Source organism: Rhodococcus sp. NPDC006774, from assembly GCF_040636045.1.
In the GTDB taxonomy this organism is placed as follows: Bacteria; Actinomycetota; Actinomycetes; order Mycobacteriales; family Mycobacteriaceae; genus Rhodococcoides.
The window spans coordinates 216,646-232,665 of sequence record NZ_JBEYIW010000003.1 but is presented as its reverse complement, the minus strand read 5'-3'; the positions used below and the strand labels follow the sequence as shown (position 1 = coordinate 232,665).

The following is a 16,020-nucleotide window of genomic DNA, read 5'->3' as shown; positions in this document are numbered from 1 at the left end:
CGTTCTATCCGGAGGTAATCCCGTGCGCGAGTTCACCGTCGCCGCAAAATACGCCATCGCGGACACCGACTCGGCTGTCGATACCGTCTTCGCTCGCGCCCGCACATCGCCGGACGCGGTCGTGTTCCGCCGCTTGTCGGACGGGCAGTGGATCGACGTCACCGCTGCCGAGTTCGAGCGCCTGGTGGTCGGGGTGGCGCGGGGTCTGATCGCCGCGGGCATCGCGCAGGGCGATCGGGTCGCACTGATGTCGTCGACGCGTTTCGAGTGGTCGGTTCTCGACTACGCGATCTGGGCCGCGGGCGGCGTGACGGTACCGATCTACGAGACGTCCTCGGCCGGGCAGGTGGAGTGGATTCTCGAAGACGCCGAGCCGGTCCTGCTGATCCTCGAGAACGACGCGCACGTGCAGGAGACGAAGTCCGTTGTGGCAGCTGCCCCGTCGGTCCAGCAGACGTTCGTCATCGCGAACTCGGCAGGCACCGACGCAGTGCAGGCACTGATCGACGGCGGGACCGGGATCACCGAAGACGAGGTGCACCAACGGGTTTCGACACTCGCCTCGTCGGACCCGGCAACCCTCATCTACACCTCGGGAACCACGGGTCGCCCCAAGGGCGTCCAGCTGACCCACGCCAACCTGCTCGCCGAATCACTCGGCATTCGTGAGACGTCGCTGAAATCACTGATGAGGCAGGGCCGCAGCACGCTGATGTTCCTTCCGTTGGCGCACGTACTGGCACGCGCGGTGTCCATCGCCTCGTTCGACGCCGGGGTCACCCTCGGGCACACCAGCGACATCCCCAACCTCGTTGCGACGTTCGGCACGTTCCAGCCGGACTTCATCCTCTCGGTACCGCGAGTGTTCGAGAAGGTCTTCAACACCGCCAAGCAGAAGGCGCACGCCGACGGCAAGGGAAAGATCTTCGACCTCGCCACCGAATGCGCAGTGGCGTGGAGCGAGGCACAGGACACCGGCGGACCGGGAATCGTGTTGCGCGCCAAGCACACCGTGTTCGACAAGTTGGTCTACGGCAAACTGCGGGCAGCGCTCGGCGGCAAGTGCGAACTCGCCATCTCCGGCGGCGCGCCTCTCGGTTCCCGTCTCGGCCACTTCTACCGGGGCATCGGCGTGACGATCTACGAGGGCTACGGGCTGACCGAAACCACCGCGGCGTTCGCGGTCAACACCATCGGATTCCAACGCGTGGGCAGCGTCGGGCGTCCACTGCCCGGCAACACGGTGCGCATCGCCGAGGACGGCGAGATCCAACTCCGCGGACCGGTCGTGTTCGACGGCTACTGGCGCAACGAGGACGCGACCGCCGAATCGCTGGACGACGGCTGGTTCCGCACCGGCGATCTCGGTTCCGTGGACGAGGACGGCTACATCACGATCTCGGGGCGCAAGAAGGAATTGATCGTCACCGCAGGCGGCAAGAACGTTTCACCGGCCGGACTGGAAGACCAGCTGCGGGCGGGCGCGTTGATCAGCCAGGCAGTCGTCGTGGGCGATCAGAAGCCCTTCATCGGCGCGCTCATCACCCTCGATCCGGACGCGTTCGATCGCTGGAAGTCCTCCCACGGCAAGGCCGCCGACGCCACCGCAGCGGATCTGCAGACCGATCCCGAACTCGTCGCGGAGATCGACGCCGCCGTCGCCGACGCGAACAGGTCCGTCTCGCATGCAGAGTCCATCAAGAAGTATCGACTACTCCCCCACGACTTCTCGGAGGAGAGCGGCGAGCTGACTCCCACGATGAAGCTCAAGCGCAACGTCATCACCGCGGCCTACGCCGACGAGATCGAGGCGATCTACGCCCGTTGAGCCGCACTGCCTAGATCAACGAACGCAGCTTTTCCGTCAGTACGTCCCAGCGCCATTCCGCGTCGACCCATGCGCGGCCGGCGTTGCCCATCTGCGTGGCCAGCGTGCGATCGGACAGGATCTTCACGATCGCGTCGGTGATGTCCGAGACCGACGTCCCGTCGACGACGAGGCCGGTCTTGTTGTGCTGCACAGCTTCCGGCGCTCCCCCGGACATGCCTGCGACAACGGGTACTCCGCAGGAAGACGCCTCGAGGTAGACGATGCCGAGACCTTCGACATCGAGACCGGCGCCTCGGGTTCGGCTCGGCATCGCGAACACGTCGGCGATGGTGTGGTGGGCGGCGAGCTCCGCCGACGGCACGGTGCCGGTGAACACCACGTGCTGCTCCATCCCGGTGGATCGAACGAGCTCGCGCAGAGTCTTCTCGTACGGCCCGCCGCCGACGATCACCAGAACCGCACCGTCGACGGCGCGGCGGATCCCCGGGAGCGCCCGGACCAGGAAATCCTGACCCTTGCGCGGAACGAGCCGGGACAGGCACAGAACGGTAGGGCGATCACCGAGGCCGTAGCGCGCACGAAGTTCCGCTCGTGCAGCGTCGTCGGGCACGAAGCGATCGGTATCGACACCGGGCGGCAGGTGCTCGAGGGCAGCGGTCCGACCGAACGCCGAGCTGAAGCGCCCCCGGGTGTACTTGCTGACGTAGGTCACCACGTCGGTGTTCTCGCCGATCGTGCGCAGAGTCGCCCGCCCACCCGGCACCATCGACCAACCGACCTCGTGACCGTGCGTACTCGCCACGATGCGCTCGGCCCCGGCCTTGCGCAGGTACGACGACATCACGGCCAGCGGAGCCGACGCACCGAACCACACCGAATCGCAGTCTCTGGACTTCAGGATTCGAGCTGCCCGACGCGCGACGAGCGGAGTGGGCAACATCAGAGTCGTCGGATGCCGGATCACCTCGAACGGCTGCCTGGCGTCGAACTTGTCGTGCGAGTCGCCGCGCCATCGCGGTGCGTAGACCACCAGCTCGTCGGCCGGCAGCTGCGAGGCGAAGCTGTGCAGATAGGACTGGATACCACCCGGGCGAGGCGGAAAGTCGTTCGTCACGAGCAGAGTACGACGCATGGTGTCAACCGTAGCGCCCCGTCTCAGCGGGCCTGGCGAGCCACCCAGTCGCCCCACGAGGCCACGAACTGTGCTCGGTCCGACCCCAGCACCGACGCGAAGGCAGAATCGGTGGAGCTCTCGGACGCAAGAGCTTCGTACAGCGAGCGCAGGGTCGACTCCCCAAACCGATCGGCCACGAATGCGAATACCGACCACGCCGATTCGTAGGCCACACTCGACCGGGCACCACCGGCCCCGAAGTCCTCGTTCTTCGGCAGCACCGTCGGCGGCCCACCCGCCGCCACGATCGCCGCGAGCGTGGGCGCAAGTTGCACGAAGTCGGCACCCGAATTTCGGTACCCCGAATAGTCGGCGAACCCCTCCGACACCCACAACTCCGTACCGTCGGACGTCCGCGCCCTCGCCGCCACATGAGTCAACTCGTGTCGCAGAACCGAGCGCACGGTGAACGGCGTCAACCGCGTCGCCGCGTCCGGACCGAACACCACCCGCTGACCCGTCGGCCGGGAGCCGTCCCCCGCAACCGCGTCGGACACCGTCACCGCGGCCACATCGGTGGACGGATCGGATCCCGTCAGTTCGGCGAACTCCTCCGCGGAGGATGCGACGAAGACCAGCCCGTCGCGCGCCCAGTCGTCTCCCCAGAAGTCGGTGACGGCTGCGGTTGCCGACGGAAGTTCGGCCGCGAGGCTCTCGACGAACTGCTCGCGGTCCGGATGGCCCATGACCACCGATGTCCCGGCTGCGGTGGGCACCGAGCGCACGGTCAGAGGGCCGAAATCCCACGGCCCACGCCAGGTGTGGCGTCGGTACTCGGTCAGGTCCGCGTCGTCGACCAGCCGCCACCGACCGTCCCGCTCGGCCACGACCAGTGAGACCGGCCGCCGCGTCGGCGATGCGTCCGGACCGGTGACCGCGTAGCGCAGATACACCGAGGGTGCCCACACATCGGTTGAATCGAGCGCCGCGGCGATCGGCGGCGGCACCGGGGTCTCGGGGTCGTCACCCAGGTCGTAGCCGAACTCGGCGAAGGGGACGCCCGGAACCACTGCCGCCCGACGCATCTGTGCTTCCACGAAGTCTGGGTCGGCCTGCGGATCCATCAACTCGCGCAGTGCATCGAGATCTCCGGAGCGAACCGCCCGCGCCCACTGGTCGAGGAGGACGGTCACATCGGCGCGGCGCTGCTGATCGTAGGTCGGCGGGGCCTGAGCGACTGTCACGTCGGCGGTCCCGGCACTGGACGTGCCGTCGAATCGGTGAATCAGGACGACCGAGACGGCCACGATTGCGACGACCACGACCGCTGTCCAACGCAGCCATGACGATCGGAGGAGAACCTGCAACCCGGATGGCCGGTTCGAGGCGTTCATACCGCCGTCAGTCGATCGTCGAGACACACCCTCAGTATCGACGCGCCCCGTAGTACGGGAAGGAAGCCATCGACTGCACCTTCACGGGAACACCGAAGGTCGACGCATGCAGCACGTTGCCGTTTCCGGCATAGATGCCGACGTGTGAGATGTCCGGATAGAACAGGACGACGTCACCCGGCTGCAGATCCTTCTGATCCACCGGAGTTCCGCCTGCCGCCTGCGCCTGACTCGACCGCGGCAACGTCTTGCCCACCTGCTTGTACGCCCACACGACCAACCCTGAGCAGTCGAAGCCGTCCGGGCCGGTTGCGCCCCACACGTACGGCTTGCCGATCTGCGTCAGGCCGGCCTGCAGCGCACTGGCACCCGATCCCGGCGTCAGGTTCTGCAGAATCGTGGCGGGGTCGAATCCGTCGGGCAGGGCCGAACCGGCCAGAGCCAGTTGCTCCGAGGACGAGAGCGCACTGTAGGCAGCCATGACCTCGGCTATCTGCCCCTGCAGCTCACTCTGCTTGGCCTGGAGGTCGTCGCTGACGGCCTTGGCTTGTTCCGCGGCGACGCGCGCCTGCTCGGCGGCCGTCGTTGCGGCCTGCTCGGCCGTCTCGGCATCCGAGCTCGCCTGCTTGAAACGAGCAACCTGGTCGGCGGTCTCCGCAGAGATCACATCCAGCGCCGACATCTGGTCGAGCAACTGCTGTGGCGAGTCGCTGACCATGACGGCGAACAGTCGGTTGGTCCGCGCGCCCTGATAGTTGACGTTGGCGACCTTGTCCATGGCCGGTTTGAGCTGCTCCAACTGAGCCTGCGCTGCGTCCACCGCGGCACGGCTCTGGTCGACGACGACCTGCGCGTCGAGTTGCTGCTGGCTCTTGGCGTCGAGATCGATCTGAGCATTGTGCAGAGATTCGGTGGTCTGCTCGGACTGGCGAGAAAGCTCGGCGAGCTCGGTCTGCGCGTCGGACGCCGAACCGAATCCCGGCTGCGCGGTCGCCGTCGTCGTCGGCACCACGGCGATGCATGCGGTCAGTGCAACAGCAACCAGCGAGTTACGGGCCGTACGCAACGCTCGGGTAGATCTCGATATCGCCACGGAAAGCGACTCTCCGTCCTCACAGATGTCACCTCGACCGAGGTAACGGTTGGAAAAGTAGACCGAAAACGAACCATACCCATGCTCTTACGGGCGCGGACGTGAACACGGTCCGAAATCGACGGGGGTTCGAGGTGACAGGTCACAAAATAAACATCGACCAGGTCTCGATCAGATTACGAACTGGATGCTTCCCTGTCCACCGGACCGGCGTGTCGCGCGGTCCGTGTCCGGATACGCCGACAGGGCCGAGCCGATGAACGGCTCGACCCTGTCGGTCGATCACAGCAGACGTCGGTCGCTCGAATCAGTAACGGCGAGCACCGTCGAACGGCATCGAGGCAAGCGGAGCAACCTTGACCGGCACGCCGGACGTGGATGCATGCACGACATTGCCGTTGCCGACGTAGATGCCCGAGTGCGATCCGTCGTAGAACGAGACGACGTCGCCGGGGGCGAGGCTGTCGCGCGAGACCGGAGTGCCTGCGGCCGCCTGGTCGTAGCTCGTACGGGGCAAGCTGATGCCGGCCTGCTTGTACGCCCACTGAACGAGGCCGGAGCAGTCGAACGAATCCGGACCCGAAGCGCCGTACACGTACGGTGCTCCGATCTTGGATTCTGCGGCCTGAACGGCCTTCGCTGCCGGGGTGACCTGGGGTGCCAACGGCGCACCAGGCGCAGGCACACCGGGAATGTTGAGGGGAGGGAGGCCCGGGATGTCAGGAATCTCGAAGGTTCCGACGCCGGGAATGGTGAGGGGGGCCGCCATTGCGGGCGCAGCGGGAAGAATGACCACGCCTGCCGTGAGCGCTCCGGCTACGAGGACTCGCCGCAATGATCGGTTGGAAAGTTGTGACGCCACGAAAGATGGTGCTCCGTTTCTTCCTATCGTCCGCCGACCGAGTTAGCTGACGGGTTCGGGCTGGGAAGAGCAGCCCTACCCACCGGCCACCGTGTGGTGGCTCAGCGGGATTCACCCCAGTAGATATCGGGTTCCCGGTACGAACACTCTCGCGAGTGAACGATTAGGCGGTGACTTGCGACGCCACTCCGGTTTGGACTGGCGAGACTCCGCAAGGTCTCAGGAAGGTTACGAAATGGCATACCCCTGTGTCGACCCCAACTCGCCGAGGCGAGTGAATTCGCCTTGATTCTCGCTAGCCGGCGCGCTGATCCCCCGGTGTGTCACGAGTCGATAACAACGGAACCTCGGCGGTGTCCTCGTCGTTCACGACGAGCTTGAGAGTGGGCACGAGACCGACATCGGCGAGCACACCCATGGCACCGAGTTCTTCCTGCTCGAGAGTGATACGAGACGGCGGACCGACCCATCGCCCGTCCGATCTCGACGGCATCCCCGGAGCCCCGAGAAGCACCGTCACGACGCAGTCCGCGCAGGCGATGTCACGGACCAGGCAGTCACTGCAGTCGATGATCATTGTGATCCTTGTCTCTTTGCGGTTTCCGGCGGCCGAATCGGCCGACGAAGCGAAAGATAGCGTCGGGCACCGACAGGTTTCGTGACACGACGACGTTCGGCGGCGCGCTGAGCGTTCTTGTCGGAGGTCGGCCCTAACGTCGTCCCGGTGAGCCTGCCCATCCAGCTGACGTTCGACGAACTCGACACCCCTCTGCACGAGACGACGTTCGTCGTCGTCGACCTCGAGACCACCGGTGGTAGCGCGGACACCGAGGCCATCACCGAAATCGGGGCAGTCAAGGTTCGAGGCGGCGAAATTCTCGGCGAGTTCGCCACCCTGATCGACCCGGGCAGATCCATCCCGCCGTACATCGTGGAGCTGACCGGCATCACATCGGCGATGCTCATCGGCGCGCCGCGCATCGAACGGGTCCTGCCCGGTTTCCTCGAATTCGCGCGCGGTTCGGTGCTGGTGGCGCACAACGCCGGCTTCGACACGGGATTCCTCAAAGCGGCCGCCAGTCGTCTCGACATCGCGTGGCCACGGTTTCAGGTGCTGTGCACCGTCAAGCTGGCTCGTCGAGTTCTGACGCGCGACGAAGCCCCGTCGGTGAAGCTGTCCGCACTGTCGACGTTGTTCCGGTCCGGCACCAGGCCCACCCACCGCGCACTCGACGACGCCCGGGCGACCGTCGACGTTCTGCACGGCCTCATCGAACGTGTGGGCAATCAGGGAGTCCACAGCTACGCCGAGTTGGTCGACTACCTACCCGCGGTGTCGGCCGGCCAGCGCGCCAAACGCGGCCTGGCTGCTCATCTACCCGGCACCCCCGGCGTCTATCTGTTCCGCGGCCCGTCCGACGAGGTGCTGTACGTCGGTACGTCCAACAACCTCAAGCGACGCGTGCGCAACTACTTCACCGGCTCGGAGACGAGAGGCCGGATGAAGGAGATGGTCGCATTGGCCACTCGCGTCGACCACGTCGAGTGTGCGCACGCGCTCGAGGCCGGAGTCCGCGAGCTACGGCTGCTCTCGGCGCACATCCCGCCGTACAACCGCCGCTCGAAGTTTCCCAGGAAGGGGTGGTGGATCACCCTGACCGACGAGGCGTTTCCCCGCCTGTCGATCGTTCGCACGCCGACGCCGAACAGCCTCGGACCGTTCTCGGTTCGCGGCGACGCCGCCGAGGCCGCTGCGCTCGTCGCGGAGTTCTGCCGCCTACGAACGTGCACTCGACGTCTGGCTCGCTCGGTCCGACACGGTGACCACTGTCCGGCAACCGACGTCGGAGGCTGCCCAGCGGCACTGTCCGGCCCGTTGACGGCCGACGAGTACTCGGACGCCCCGACACAGTTTCTCGCCCTCGTGTGCGGTCAGGACGATGCCGTTCTCTACTCCATGCGCCGCCGCGTCGCCGAGTTGGCGGACAAGGAGCTGTACGAGACGGCAGCTCGTCTGCGCGACCGGATCGCGATCACCGTCGATGCACTGCGCAGGATGCACCGATCGGCAGCAGTGGCCACCATTGCCGAACTGGTTGCGGCGAAGCGGACGTCCGACGGCGGGTGGGAGTTGATCGTGGTGCGTTTCGGGCGTCTGGCCGGCGCTGCCGTCGCGCCGCGCGGAGTGCATCCGATGCCTGTCGTCGATGCCATCACCGCGTCGGCCGAGACGGTGCTGCCCGATACCACCCCGCTTCGCGGCGCGCCGCCGGAGGAAGTCGGACTGATTGCGGCCTGGCTGCGTACGGACGGCGTCCGGATCGTGCGTACGAGCAGTGGGTACTGCAGCCCGGCACGGTCGGCGGGTTCGTGGGAGTCGTGGTGTCGGACGGCGAGAGAAGCAGCACGGGCAGGAGTGGAGCCTGCGGAACGACCGTTCAGGGCAGGAGTGGAGCCTGCGGAACGACCGTTCAGGGCAGGAGTGGAGCCTGCGGAACGACCGTTCAGGGCAGGAGTGGAGCCTGCGGGACGACTCTTGCAGCACGGCAGCAACTAGGGTCTGGGGGTAGCTCGCGTCGGACACCGAGCTCGAGATGCTTGAGGAGCACAGATGATCAATGCCATCGTCTTGATCGACGCCGAGGCCGACTTGATTCCGGAGGCGGCTCAGGCCGTTGCCGATGTCGACGGGGTGTCGGAGGTCTACTCGTGTGCTGGGGATGTCGATTTGATCGCCATCGTCAAGGTTCGCGATCATGCTTCGATCGCAGAGGTCATCACCAAGCACATCAATCGTGTGCGGGGAGTGCGCAGCACCACCACTCACATTGCGTTCCAGTCCTATTCGAGCGCCGATGTCGATGCCGGCTTCTCGATAGGCGAGTAGGCGTCCTCTACGTCAGTCGACGAGTTCGTTGGTGCATCGACCCCAATCGGCGAGCAGACGTGCTGCCGCGCCCGAATCGACTGTCGTTGCGGCAGTGGCCAATCCGGCTTCGATCCGGGTGTGGAGGTCGCCGGACACGCCATGGTGCGCTGCCATTGCTGCGGCCGCGTTGAGCAGTACTGCATCGCGGACGGGGCCGTGTTCACCGGCGAACACGCGATGCGCCACGGCTGCGTTGAATTGGGCGTCTCCGCCTTTCAGAGCTTCGATGGGCGCTCGGGCGATGCCGTAGTCGAGCGGGTCGATCGTCTCGACTTTCACCGAACCACCGGACACCACGTGCACGGTCGTGGTGGTCGACAGGGTGATCTCGTCCAGTCCGTCGTCGCCGCGGACGACGAGCACCGAGCTGCCCCTGGCGGCGAACACGTCGGCGACCACGGGGACCAGGTTCTCGAACGCGCAGCCGATCAGGCCTGCGCGCGGGCGGCCCGGGTTCGTCAGTGGCCCCAGCACGTTGAAGACCGTGGGGATTCCGATTTCCTTGCGCGGTGCGGCGGCGAAGCGCAGTGCGGGGTGGTGGATCGGCGCGAAGCAGAAGCCGATGCCGACCTGCTCGACGCTCGCCGCGACTGCGGCGGCCCCGAGTGTCACGCGGACGCCCAACTCCTCGAGCACGTCGGTCGTGCCGCTCTTCGACGAGGCTGCGCGGTTGCCGTGCTTGACGACTCGGATGCCGCTGGCAGCGACGACGACGGCGGCCATCGTGGAGATGTTGACGGTGTCTGCTCCGTCCCCTCCGGTCCCCACGACGTCGACGGCGTCGGTGTCGGTGTGCACCAGCACTGCGTGCGCCAGCATCGATTCGGCCAGCCCGTTCACCTCCGCCGGCGTCGGGCCCTTCATCTTGAGCGCTACGCCGAAGGCTGCGATCTGCGCGGCTGTCGCGTTGTCGGCCATGATCTCGTCCATGACCCAGCCGGTGTCGGCGCTGGACAGATCGGTGTGGTTCGTCAACGCGCCGAGGATTCGACGCCAGGTTCGCGGCTGTTCGTCGCTGATCGCTGCGGTCATGGTGGTTCTGCCGTGCCCTTCTGCCGTCGATGCACTCGGTGCCGTGGAAGCTTAGCCAGACGCTGCGTCGGGCTGCGCGGGCTGCAGCGCGTCCCAGCCGAGGACGGCTCCCCCTCGACGCTGAGCGAGGCCCGCCATGCGAGAACGCTCCTGCGAGCAGTGCAAGGCGTCGAGCACCTGCACACGTTGCAGCACCAGAGGGACACCGTCGTCGACCTTCGGGCGATAGCCCTCGCTGTCCGCGAGTTCGACGTTCGGTCCGACTTCGTAACCGTCCTGCGCCGCGACGGACGCGGCGTCCTCGACTTCGTGAGCGGGCAACAGCAGATGATGCCGAAGCAGCACGTCCGACGCCTCCGTCCACACCGGCTGGGTCCTCGCCGCTTCGTCGAGCACGGCCGAGCAAGCCTGTGCATCGTCGAAGCAACTCGCCACAGTCACCAGGTCGTCGCGGGTGGGGTCCAGACGTTCGGCCGTCGATCGCGAGAACAGTCTCCGAAACCATCCACCTTCGGTGCGCTTTGCCATGAGGCCAGCCTTGCACGACTGGACCCTACCGGCCCGTACAGGGCCTCCCACCAGCACGGGAACAAGGAGGCACTCGGATTCGTTCCGACACGACGCGCCAAGAGCGGACCCGGATATGCCTTCCGTACTACGACGGGTCATACTTCTCTTTGTGACGAGCGCTGTAGGGACTCAAGGATCGGCAATCACCCAACGCGTGCACTCGCTGAACCGCCCCAATATGGTCAGCGTCGGCACGATCGTGTGGCTGTCTAGTGAACTCATGTTCTTCGCCGGGCTGTTTGCGATGTACTTCGTCGCACGCGCCCAGGCGAATGGAATCTGGCCGCCGGAGCCGACGGAACTGAACCTCGCTCTCGCTGTGCCGGTGACCGCGGTGCTGATCGCATCGTCGTTCACCTGCCAGCTGGGTGTGTTCGCCGCCGAGCGAGGTGACGTCTTCGGACTGCGCCGCTGGTACATCATCACGTTGGTCATGGGCGCGTTCTTCGTGGCCGGCCAGGCGTACGAGTACTACCACATGGTCCACGAGGGAACGACGCTCTCGAGCAGCGTGTACGGCTCGGTCTTCTACATCACGACCGGCTTCCACGGACTGCACGTGATCGGCGGACTCATCGCCTTCGTGTTCCTGATCACCAGGACGCTGGTCAGTAAGTTCACGCCCGCGCAGGCCACCGCCGCCATCGTCGTTTCGTACTACTGGCACTTCGTCGACATCGTCTGGATTGCCCTCTTCGCAACGATCTACTTCATCCGCTAGTGACAGTCAGCACGCCAAAGATAACGAGCGAACGGATTCAGCCCCCGACGTTCGGTCCGTCCCGACACGACAAGGGATAGAAGATGAGTTCATCTCCCCCAGCAGCATCCGACGACAACGCCGCCTCCAAGACGAGACGGCAGCGTAAGACGCGCCGACGCATCACCGGTGCGCTCGTACTGATGATGGGCCTTCTGAGCGCAGGGTTCCTCGCTTCGGCTCTGACGCCGACCCCGCAGGTCGCGACCGCCGATACCGATTCGGCAGCGCTGATCCGCGAGGGCAAGCAGCTCTACGACACGTCCTGCGTCACGTGCCACGGTGCCAACCTGCAGGGTGTTCAGGATCGCGGACCGAGCCTCATCGGCGTCGGCGAAGCAGCCGTGTACTTCCAGGTGTCGAGCGGCCGCATGCCCGCCGTGCGCAACGAGGCGCAGGCAATGCGCAAGCCGCCGAAGTTCAACGACAAGCAGATCGACGCCCTCGGTGCGTTCATCAACGCCAACGGCGGCGGACCCACGGTCATCCGCGACGAGAACGGTGAGATCGCCCAGGAGTCGCTGCGCGGCGGCGACATCGGACGCGGCAGTGAACTGTTCCGTCTCAACTGCGCTTCCTGCCACAACTTCACCGGTGAAGGCGGCGCTCTGTCCTCGGGCAAGTTCGCACCGTCCCTCGGCCCTGCCAACGAGCAGGAGATCTACACCGCGATGGTCACCGGTCCGCAGAACATGCCGAAGTTCTCCGATCGTCAGCTGACGATCGAGGAGAAGTCCGACATCATCGCGTACGTCAAGTCGGCCCAGGAAACGCTTCCCGCAGGCGGTTGGAGCATCGGAAGCTTCGGTCCCGGTACCGAGATGATCGCTATCTGGACGGTCGGCATCATCGCCGTCGTCGGAGCAACTTTGTGGATCGGAGCTAGATCATGACCGACGGCGATTCCGGCCGTAAGGACGCGAACAACGACGACGAATCCGGACGCAAGGATGCGACCGGTTCCGAAGGCGTGAACGCGGACAAGAAGTACACCGACGAAGAGCTCGCCGCGATGAGCCGCGACGAACTGGTCGAGCTCGGTACCAACCTCGACGGCGTCGACGTCGCTTTCCGCCGCAACCGTTGGGCTGTGGAAGGTACCCGCGCCGAGAAGCGCGCCGAGCGCAGCGTCGCGATCTGGTTCACGATCGCCGGTCTCGCCGCAGTCGCGTTCATCGGTATCTACCTGTTCTGGCCGTGGCAGTACGCCGGCATCGGCGAAGAGAACTACCTGGCCTACTCGCTGTACACCCCGCTGATCGGCGGCACGATGGGCCTGGCGATCTTCGCGGTCGGTGTCGGCGCGGTGCAGTTCACCAAGAAGTTCATCCCGGAAGAGGTCTCGATCCAGGATCGTCACGACGGCGGTTCGTCGGAGACGGACCGCAAGACGCTCGTCGCCGAGCTGGGCGACTCCCTCGACACGTCGACCATCGGTCGTCGCAAGGTGATCAAGCGATCGCTGGTCTTCGGTGGTGGTGCACTCGGCGTCATGGCACTACTTCCCCTCGGTGGCCTGATCAAGAACCCGTGGGCGAAGGGCGAAGATTCTCCGTTGTGGGTATCCGGCTGGACTCCTCGCTACGATGGAGAGACCATCTACCTCCGACGAGACACCGGGCGACCGGAAGATGTCGTTCTCGTTCGGCCCGAGGACTTGGACGCTGGTGCCATGGAGACCGTCTTCCCGTTCCGCGAAGCGGACCGCGAGAGCGAGCACGACCTGCTCGTCTCTCTGCGCGGTGTTCGTAACTCCGTCATGCTCATCCGCCTTCGCCCGGACGCCGCCAGCACCGTCGTCAAGCGCAAGGGTCAAGAAAGCTTCAACTACGGCGACTACTTCGCCTACTCGAAGATCTGCACGCACCTGGGTTGCCCGACATCGTTGTACGAGCAGCAGACCAACCGAATTCTGTGCCCTTGCCACCAGTCGCAGTTCAACGCGCTCGAGTACGGCAAGCCGATCTTCGGACCGGCTGCGCGTGCGCTGCCCCAACTTCCCATCACTGTCAACGAAGAGGGATTCCTCGTCGCTTCGGGAGACTTCACCGAAGCTCTTGGACCCGCCTTCTGGGAACGTCGTCCGGAGCGTGACTCATGAGTACATTGCAAACCCTCGCCGCCAAGCAGGCCGACGGCGTAGACAGTCGTTACCACTTGGCGCCGGGATTGCGTCGCCAGATCAACAAGGTCTTCCCCACGCATTGGTCGTTCCTGCTCGGTGAGATCGCGCTGTACAGCTTCGTCATCCTGCTGATCTCGGGTGTGTTCCTCACCCTGTTCTTCGATCCGTCGCTCAGCGAAGTTGTGTACGACGGCGCGTACACCCCTCTCAACGGTGTGACGATGTCGCGTGCGTACGCCACTGCCCTCGATATCTCGTTCGAGGTTCGCGGTGGCCTCTTCATGCGGCAGATTCACCACTGGGCTGCTCTCATGTTCGCGGCCTCGATCATCGTGCACATGATGCGCATCTTCTTCACCGGCGCGTTCCGTCGCCCGCGTGAGGCCAACTGGGTCATCGGTTGCCTGCTGCTCATCCTCGCGATGTTCGAGGGCTTCTTCGGCTACTCGCTTCCCGACGATCTGCTGTCCGGCACCGGCCTGCGGGCGGCTTTCGGCGGCATCACGATGAGCATCCCGATCATCGGCACATGGATGCACTGGTTGATTTTCGACGGCGACTTCCCCGGCACGATCATCATTCCGCGTCTGTACGTCGCTCATGTGCTGCTGTTGCCGGCCATCATCCTCGCACTGATCGCCGCCCACCTGGCCCTGGTCTGGTACCAGAAGCACACGCAGTTCCCCGGACCTGGCCGCACGGAGCAGAACGTCGTCGGCGTTCGCATTCTCCCGGTCTTCGCAGTCAAGTCCGGAGCTTTCTTCGCCGTCACCTTCGGTGTGCTCGCAGCAATGGGCGGATTACTCCAGATCAACCCGATCTGGAATCTCGGACCGTACAACCCGTCCCAGGTGTCCGCAGGATCGCAACCCGACTTCTACATGATGTGGACCGACGGTCTGGCCCGACTGTGGCCGGCGTGGGAGATCTACATCGCGGGTCGCTACACGATCCCGGCCGTGTTCTGGGTCGCGGTTATCATGGGTCTCGTATTTGCGGTGATGATTGCGTACCCGTGGATCGAGAAGCGTCTCACCGGAGACACTGCACACCACAACCTGCTGCAGCGTCCCCGCGACGTTCCGGTCCGCACAGCTATCGGCGCGATGTCGATCACGTTCTACGTGATTCTGACCCTCTCATGTGTCAACGACCTCATCGCATACAAGTTCGACATCTCGCTGAACGCGATGACGTGGATCGGTCGTATCGGAATTCTGACCATGCCCCCGCTCGCGTACTTCATTGCGTACCGATTCTGCATCGGACTGCAGCGCAGTGACCGGGCTGTTCTCGAGCACGGCATCGAAACCGGAATCATCAAGCGACTCCCGCACGGCCAGTACGTGGAAATCCACCAGCCGCTCGGACCGGTCGACGATCACGGACACCCGATCCCCCTCGATTACCAGGGCGCACCCGTACCGAAGAAGATGAACAAGCTCGGCTCGGCCGGAAAGCCCGGCTCGGGATCGCTGTTCACGCCGGATCCGGTGGCACAGAGCAAGGCTCTCGAAGACGCCCACCACAAGGGTGAGCACGAGCAGCTCACGATGCTTCGCAACTACCAGGCGGGCATCCACGGCAACGGTCACTCGAACGGCAATGGCCACTCGAACGGGAACGGTCATGCCAATGGCCACGGCCACTCGAACGGGAACGGCAATGGGCTGCACTCGGACGAGGACACCGCTATCGCTTCGGGTCGAAGCGACAACGACAGAGAACGCTGACATCTGACAGAGTCCGAAAAAGAGGGCGACACCGGCAACGGTGTCGCCCTCTTTTGTTGTCTGCGAAGACTATCCGGGCTCGAACCCTTCGCTACAGGACGGCTCCACACCGGCGAAGGTCCTGACGGCCCCTCCCCTCCCCCACCGGGCGGATGACCCACCGACCCGGTGTACCGACCGTTCTCCGCTCAGGGGCTTGCGAACACCGGTATTACTATCGGTGTCATGGTTCGCATTCCCCTCACCCCCGGCGAACTCGCCCGAGGTGCCAGGCTCGGCTCTGCTCTCCGTCGTGCCCGTGGTGGTCGAACCATGACCGACGTCGCGGATGCGGCCGGTATCTCGGTCGAGACTCTGAGGAAGATCGAGACCGGCAGAATTCCGACGCCGGCCTTCTTCACCGTCGCCGCATTGTGCGGTGCGCTGAACATCTCCCTCGATTCGCTCGCCGATTCGACGTCCAGCTCCGTCCGGTCCCACTCGGAGGCCGACGTCTCCTGACGGCCCCACCTCGTTCAGCTCTCCCGTTCATCTGCGCCGGTTCACACCCCACAGCGCCGTGAGCCGATCATTCCGT

At 65.1% G+C, this 16,020-nt stretch carries 15 protein-coding genes and 1 riboswitch; of the genes, 8 read left to right on the top strand and 7 right to left on the bottom strand.

Annotated features, from left to right (window positions below):
- Nucleotides 1-22: 22 nt before the first annotated feature.
- A complete protein-coding gene (locus ABZ677_RS06485; protein WP_358367561.1) occupies nucleotides 23-1,828 on the top strand; it encodes a long-chain fatty acid--CoA ligase in 1,806 nt (601 codons plus the stop codon).
- A gap of 10 nt (nucleotides 1,829-1,838) precedes the next feature.
- On the opposite strand, the gene ABZ677_RS06480 is transcribed toward ABZ677_RS06485, so the two are convergent.
- From ABZ677_RS06480 to ABZ677_RS06460, 5 genes are all read right to left on the bottom strand, one after another.
- Nucleotides 1,839-2,963: a glycosyltransferase family 4 protein gene (locus ABZ677_RS06480; RefSeq protein ID WP_358367558.1), complete on the bottom strand. Its 1,125-nt coding sequence runs from the start codon at nucleotides 2,961-2,963 to the stop codon at nucleotides 1,839-1,841.
- Between the two features lie 23 nt (nucleotides 2,964-2,986).
- Nucleotides 2,987-4,267 carry a hypothetical protein gene (locus ABZ677_RS06475; RefSeq protein WP_358367555.1) on the bottom strand — a complete coding sequence of 427 codons (1,281 nt, stop codon included), beginning with the start codon at nucleotides 4,265-4,267 and terminating at the stop codon, nucleotides 2,987-2,989.
- 103 nt (nucleotides 4,268-4,370) lie between these two features.
- A complete protein-coding gene (locus tag ABZ677_RS06470) occupies nucleotides 4,371-5,369 on the bottom strand; it encodes a C40 family peptidase (protein ID WP_358367814.1) in 999 nt (332 codons plus the stop codon).
- Nucleotides 5,370-5,739: 370 nt separating this feature from the next.
- Nucleotides 5,740-6,294, bottom strand: a complete 555-nt coding sequence (locus tag ABZ677_RS06465) for a C40 family peptidase (RefSeq protein ID WP_037192860.1) — start codon at nucleotides 6,292-6,294, stop codon at nucleotides 5,740-5,742.
- A gap of 18 nt (nucleotides 6,295-6,312) precedes the next feature.
- Nucleotides 6,313-6,474: riboswitch (cyclic di-AMP (ydaO/yuaA leader) on the bottom strand.
- 115 nt (nucleotides 6,475-6,589) lie between these two features.
- On the bottom strand, nucleotides 6,590-6,871 hold the full coding sequence (locus ABZ677_RS06460) for a hypothetical protein (RefSeq protein ID WP_037192862.1): 282 nt from the start codon (nucleotides 6,869-6,871) through the stop codon (nucleotides 6,590-6,592).
- Nucleotides 6,872-7,018: 147 nt separating this feature from the next.
- Here ABZ677_RS06460 and ABZ677_RS06455 point away from each other — a divergent pair, with 147 nt between their 5' ends.
- Together ABZ677_RS06455 and ABZ677_RS06450 are read left to right on the top strand one after the other, a co-directional pair.
- Entirely contained in the window at nucleotides 7,019-8,851 is a 1,833-nt protein-coding gene (locus ABZ677_RS06455; protein WP_358367552.1) for a DEDD exonuclease domain-containing protein, read from the top strand.
- 54 nt (nucleotides 8,852-8,905) lie between these two features.
- A complete protein-coding gene (locus ABZ677_RS06450) occupies nucleotides 8,906-9,181 on the top strand; it encodes an Lrp/AsnC ligand binding domain-containing protein (protein WP_027497377.1) in 276 nt (91 codons plus the stop codon).
- A 12-nt stretch (nucleotides 9,182-9,193) separates the two neighbouring features.
- Here the strand turns inward: ABZ677_RS06450 and trpD are convergent, their stop codons facing one another.
- On the bottom strand, nucleotides 9,194-10,255 hold the full coding sequence (gene trpD / locus ABZ677_RS06445; RefSeq protein ID WP_358367548.1) for an anthranilate phosphoribosyltransferase: 1,062 nt from the start codon (nucleotides 10,253-10,255) through the stop codon (nucleotides 9,194-9,196).
- 51 nt (nucleotides 10,256-10,306) lie between these two features.
- A complete protein-coding gene (locus ABZ677_RS06440; RefSeq protein ID WP_358367545.1) occupies nucleotides 10,307-10,783 on the bottom strand; it encodes a hypothetical protein in 477 nt (158 codons plus the stop codon).
- 151 nt (nucleotides 10,784-10,934) lie between these two features.
- On the opposite strand from ABZ677_RS06440, the gene ABZ677_RS06435 reads away from it, so the two are divergent.
- The 5 genes from ABZ677_RS06435 (at nucleotide 10,935) to ABZ677_RS06415 (ending at nucleotide 15,944) form a co-directional block, all read left to right on the top strand.
- Complete coding sequence (locus ABZ677_RS06435) at nucleotides 10,935-11,546, top strand: heme-copper oxidase subunit III (protein WP_037192869.1); 612 nt, start codon at nucleotides 10,935-10,937, stop codon at nucleotides 11,544-11,546.
- An 83-nt stretch (nucleotides 11,547-11,629) separates the two neighbouring features.
- Entirely contained in the window at nucleotides 11,630-12,478 is an 849-nt protein-coding gene (locus ABZ677_RS06430) for a cytochrome c (protein WP_037192872.1), read from the top strand.
- On the top strand, nucleotides 12,475-13,686 hold the full coding sequence (locus ABZ677_RS06425; protein ID WP_358367542.1) for a ubiquinol-cytochrome c reductase iron-sulfur subunit: 1,212 nt from the start codon (nucleotides 12,475-12,477) through the stop codon (nucleotides 13,684-13,686). The genes ABZ677_RS06430 and ABZ677_RS06425 overlap by 4 nt, the downstream gene beginning before the upstream one ends.
- Complete coding sequence (locus tag ABZ677_RS06420; RefSeq protein WP_358367539.1) at nucleotides 13,683-15,443, top strand: cytochrome bc complex cytochrome b subunit; 1,761 nt, start codon at nucleotides 13,683-13,685, stop codon at nucleotides 15,441-15,443. The genes ABZ677_RS06425 and ABZ677_RS06420 overlap by 4 nt, the downstream gene beginning before the upstream one ends.
- A 225-nt stretch (nucleotides 15,444-15,668) precedes the next feature.
- Nucleotides 15,669-15,944 carry a helix-turn-helix transcriptional regulator gene (locus ABZ677_RS06415; RefSeq protein WP_358367536.1) on the top strand — a complete coding sequence of 92 codons (276 nt, stop codon included), beginning with the start codon at nucleotides 15,669-15,671 and terminating at the stop codon, nucleotides 15,942-15,944.
- Nucleotides 15,945-16,020 lie beyond the last annotated feature (76 nt).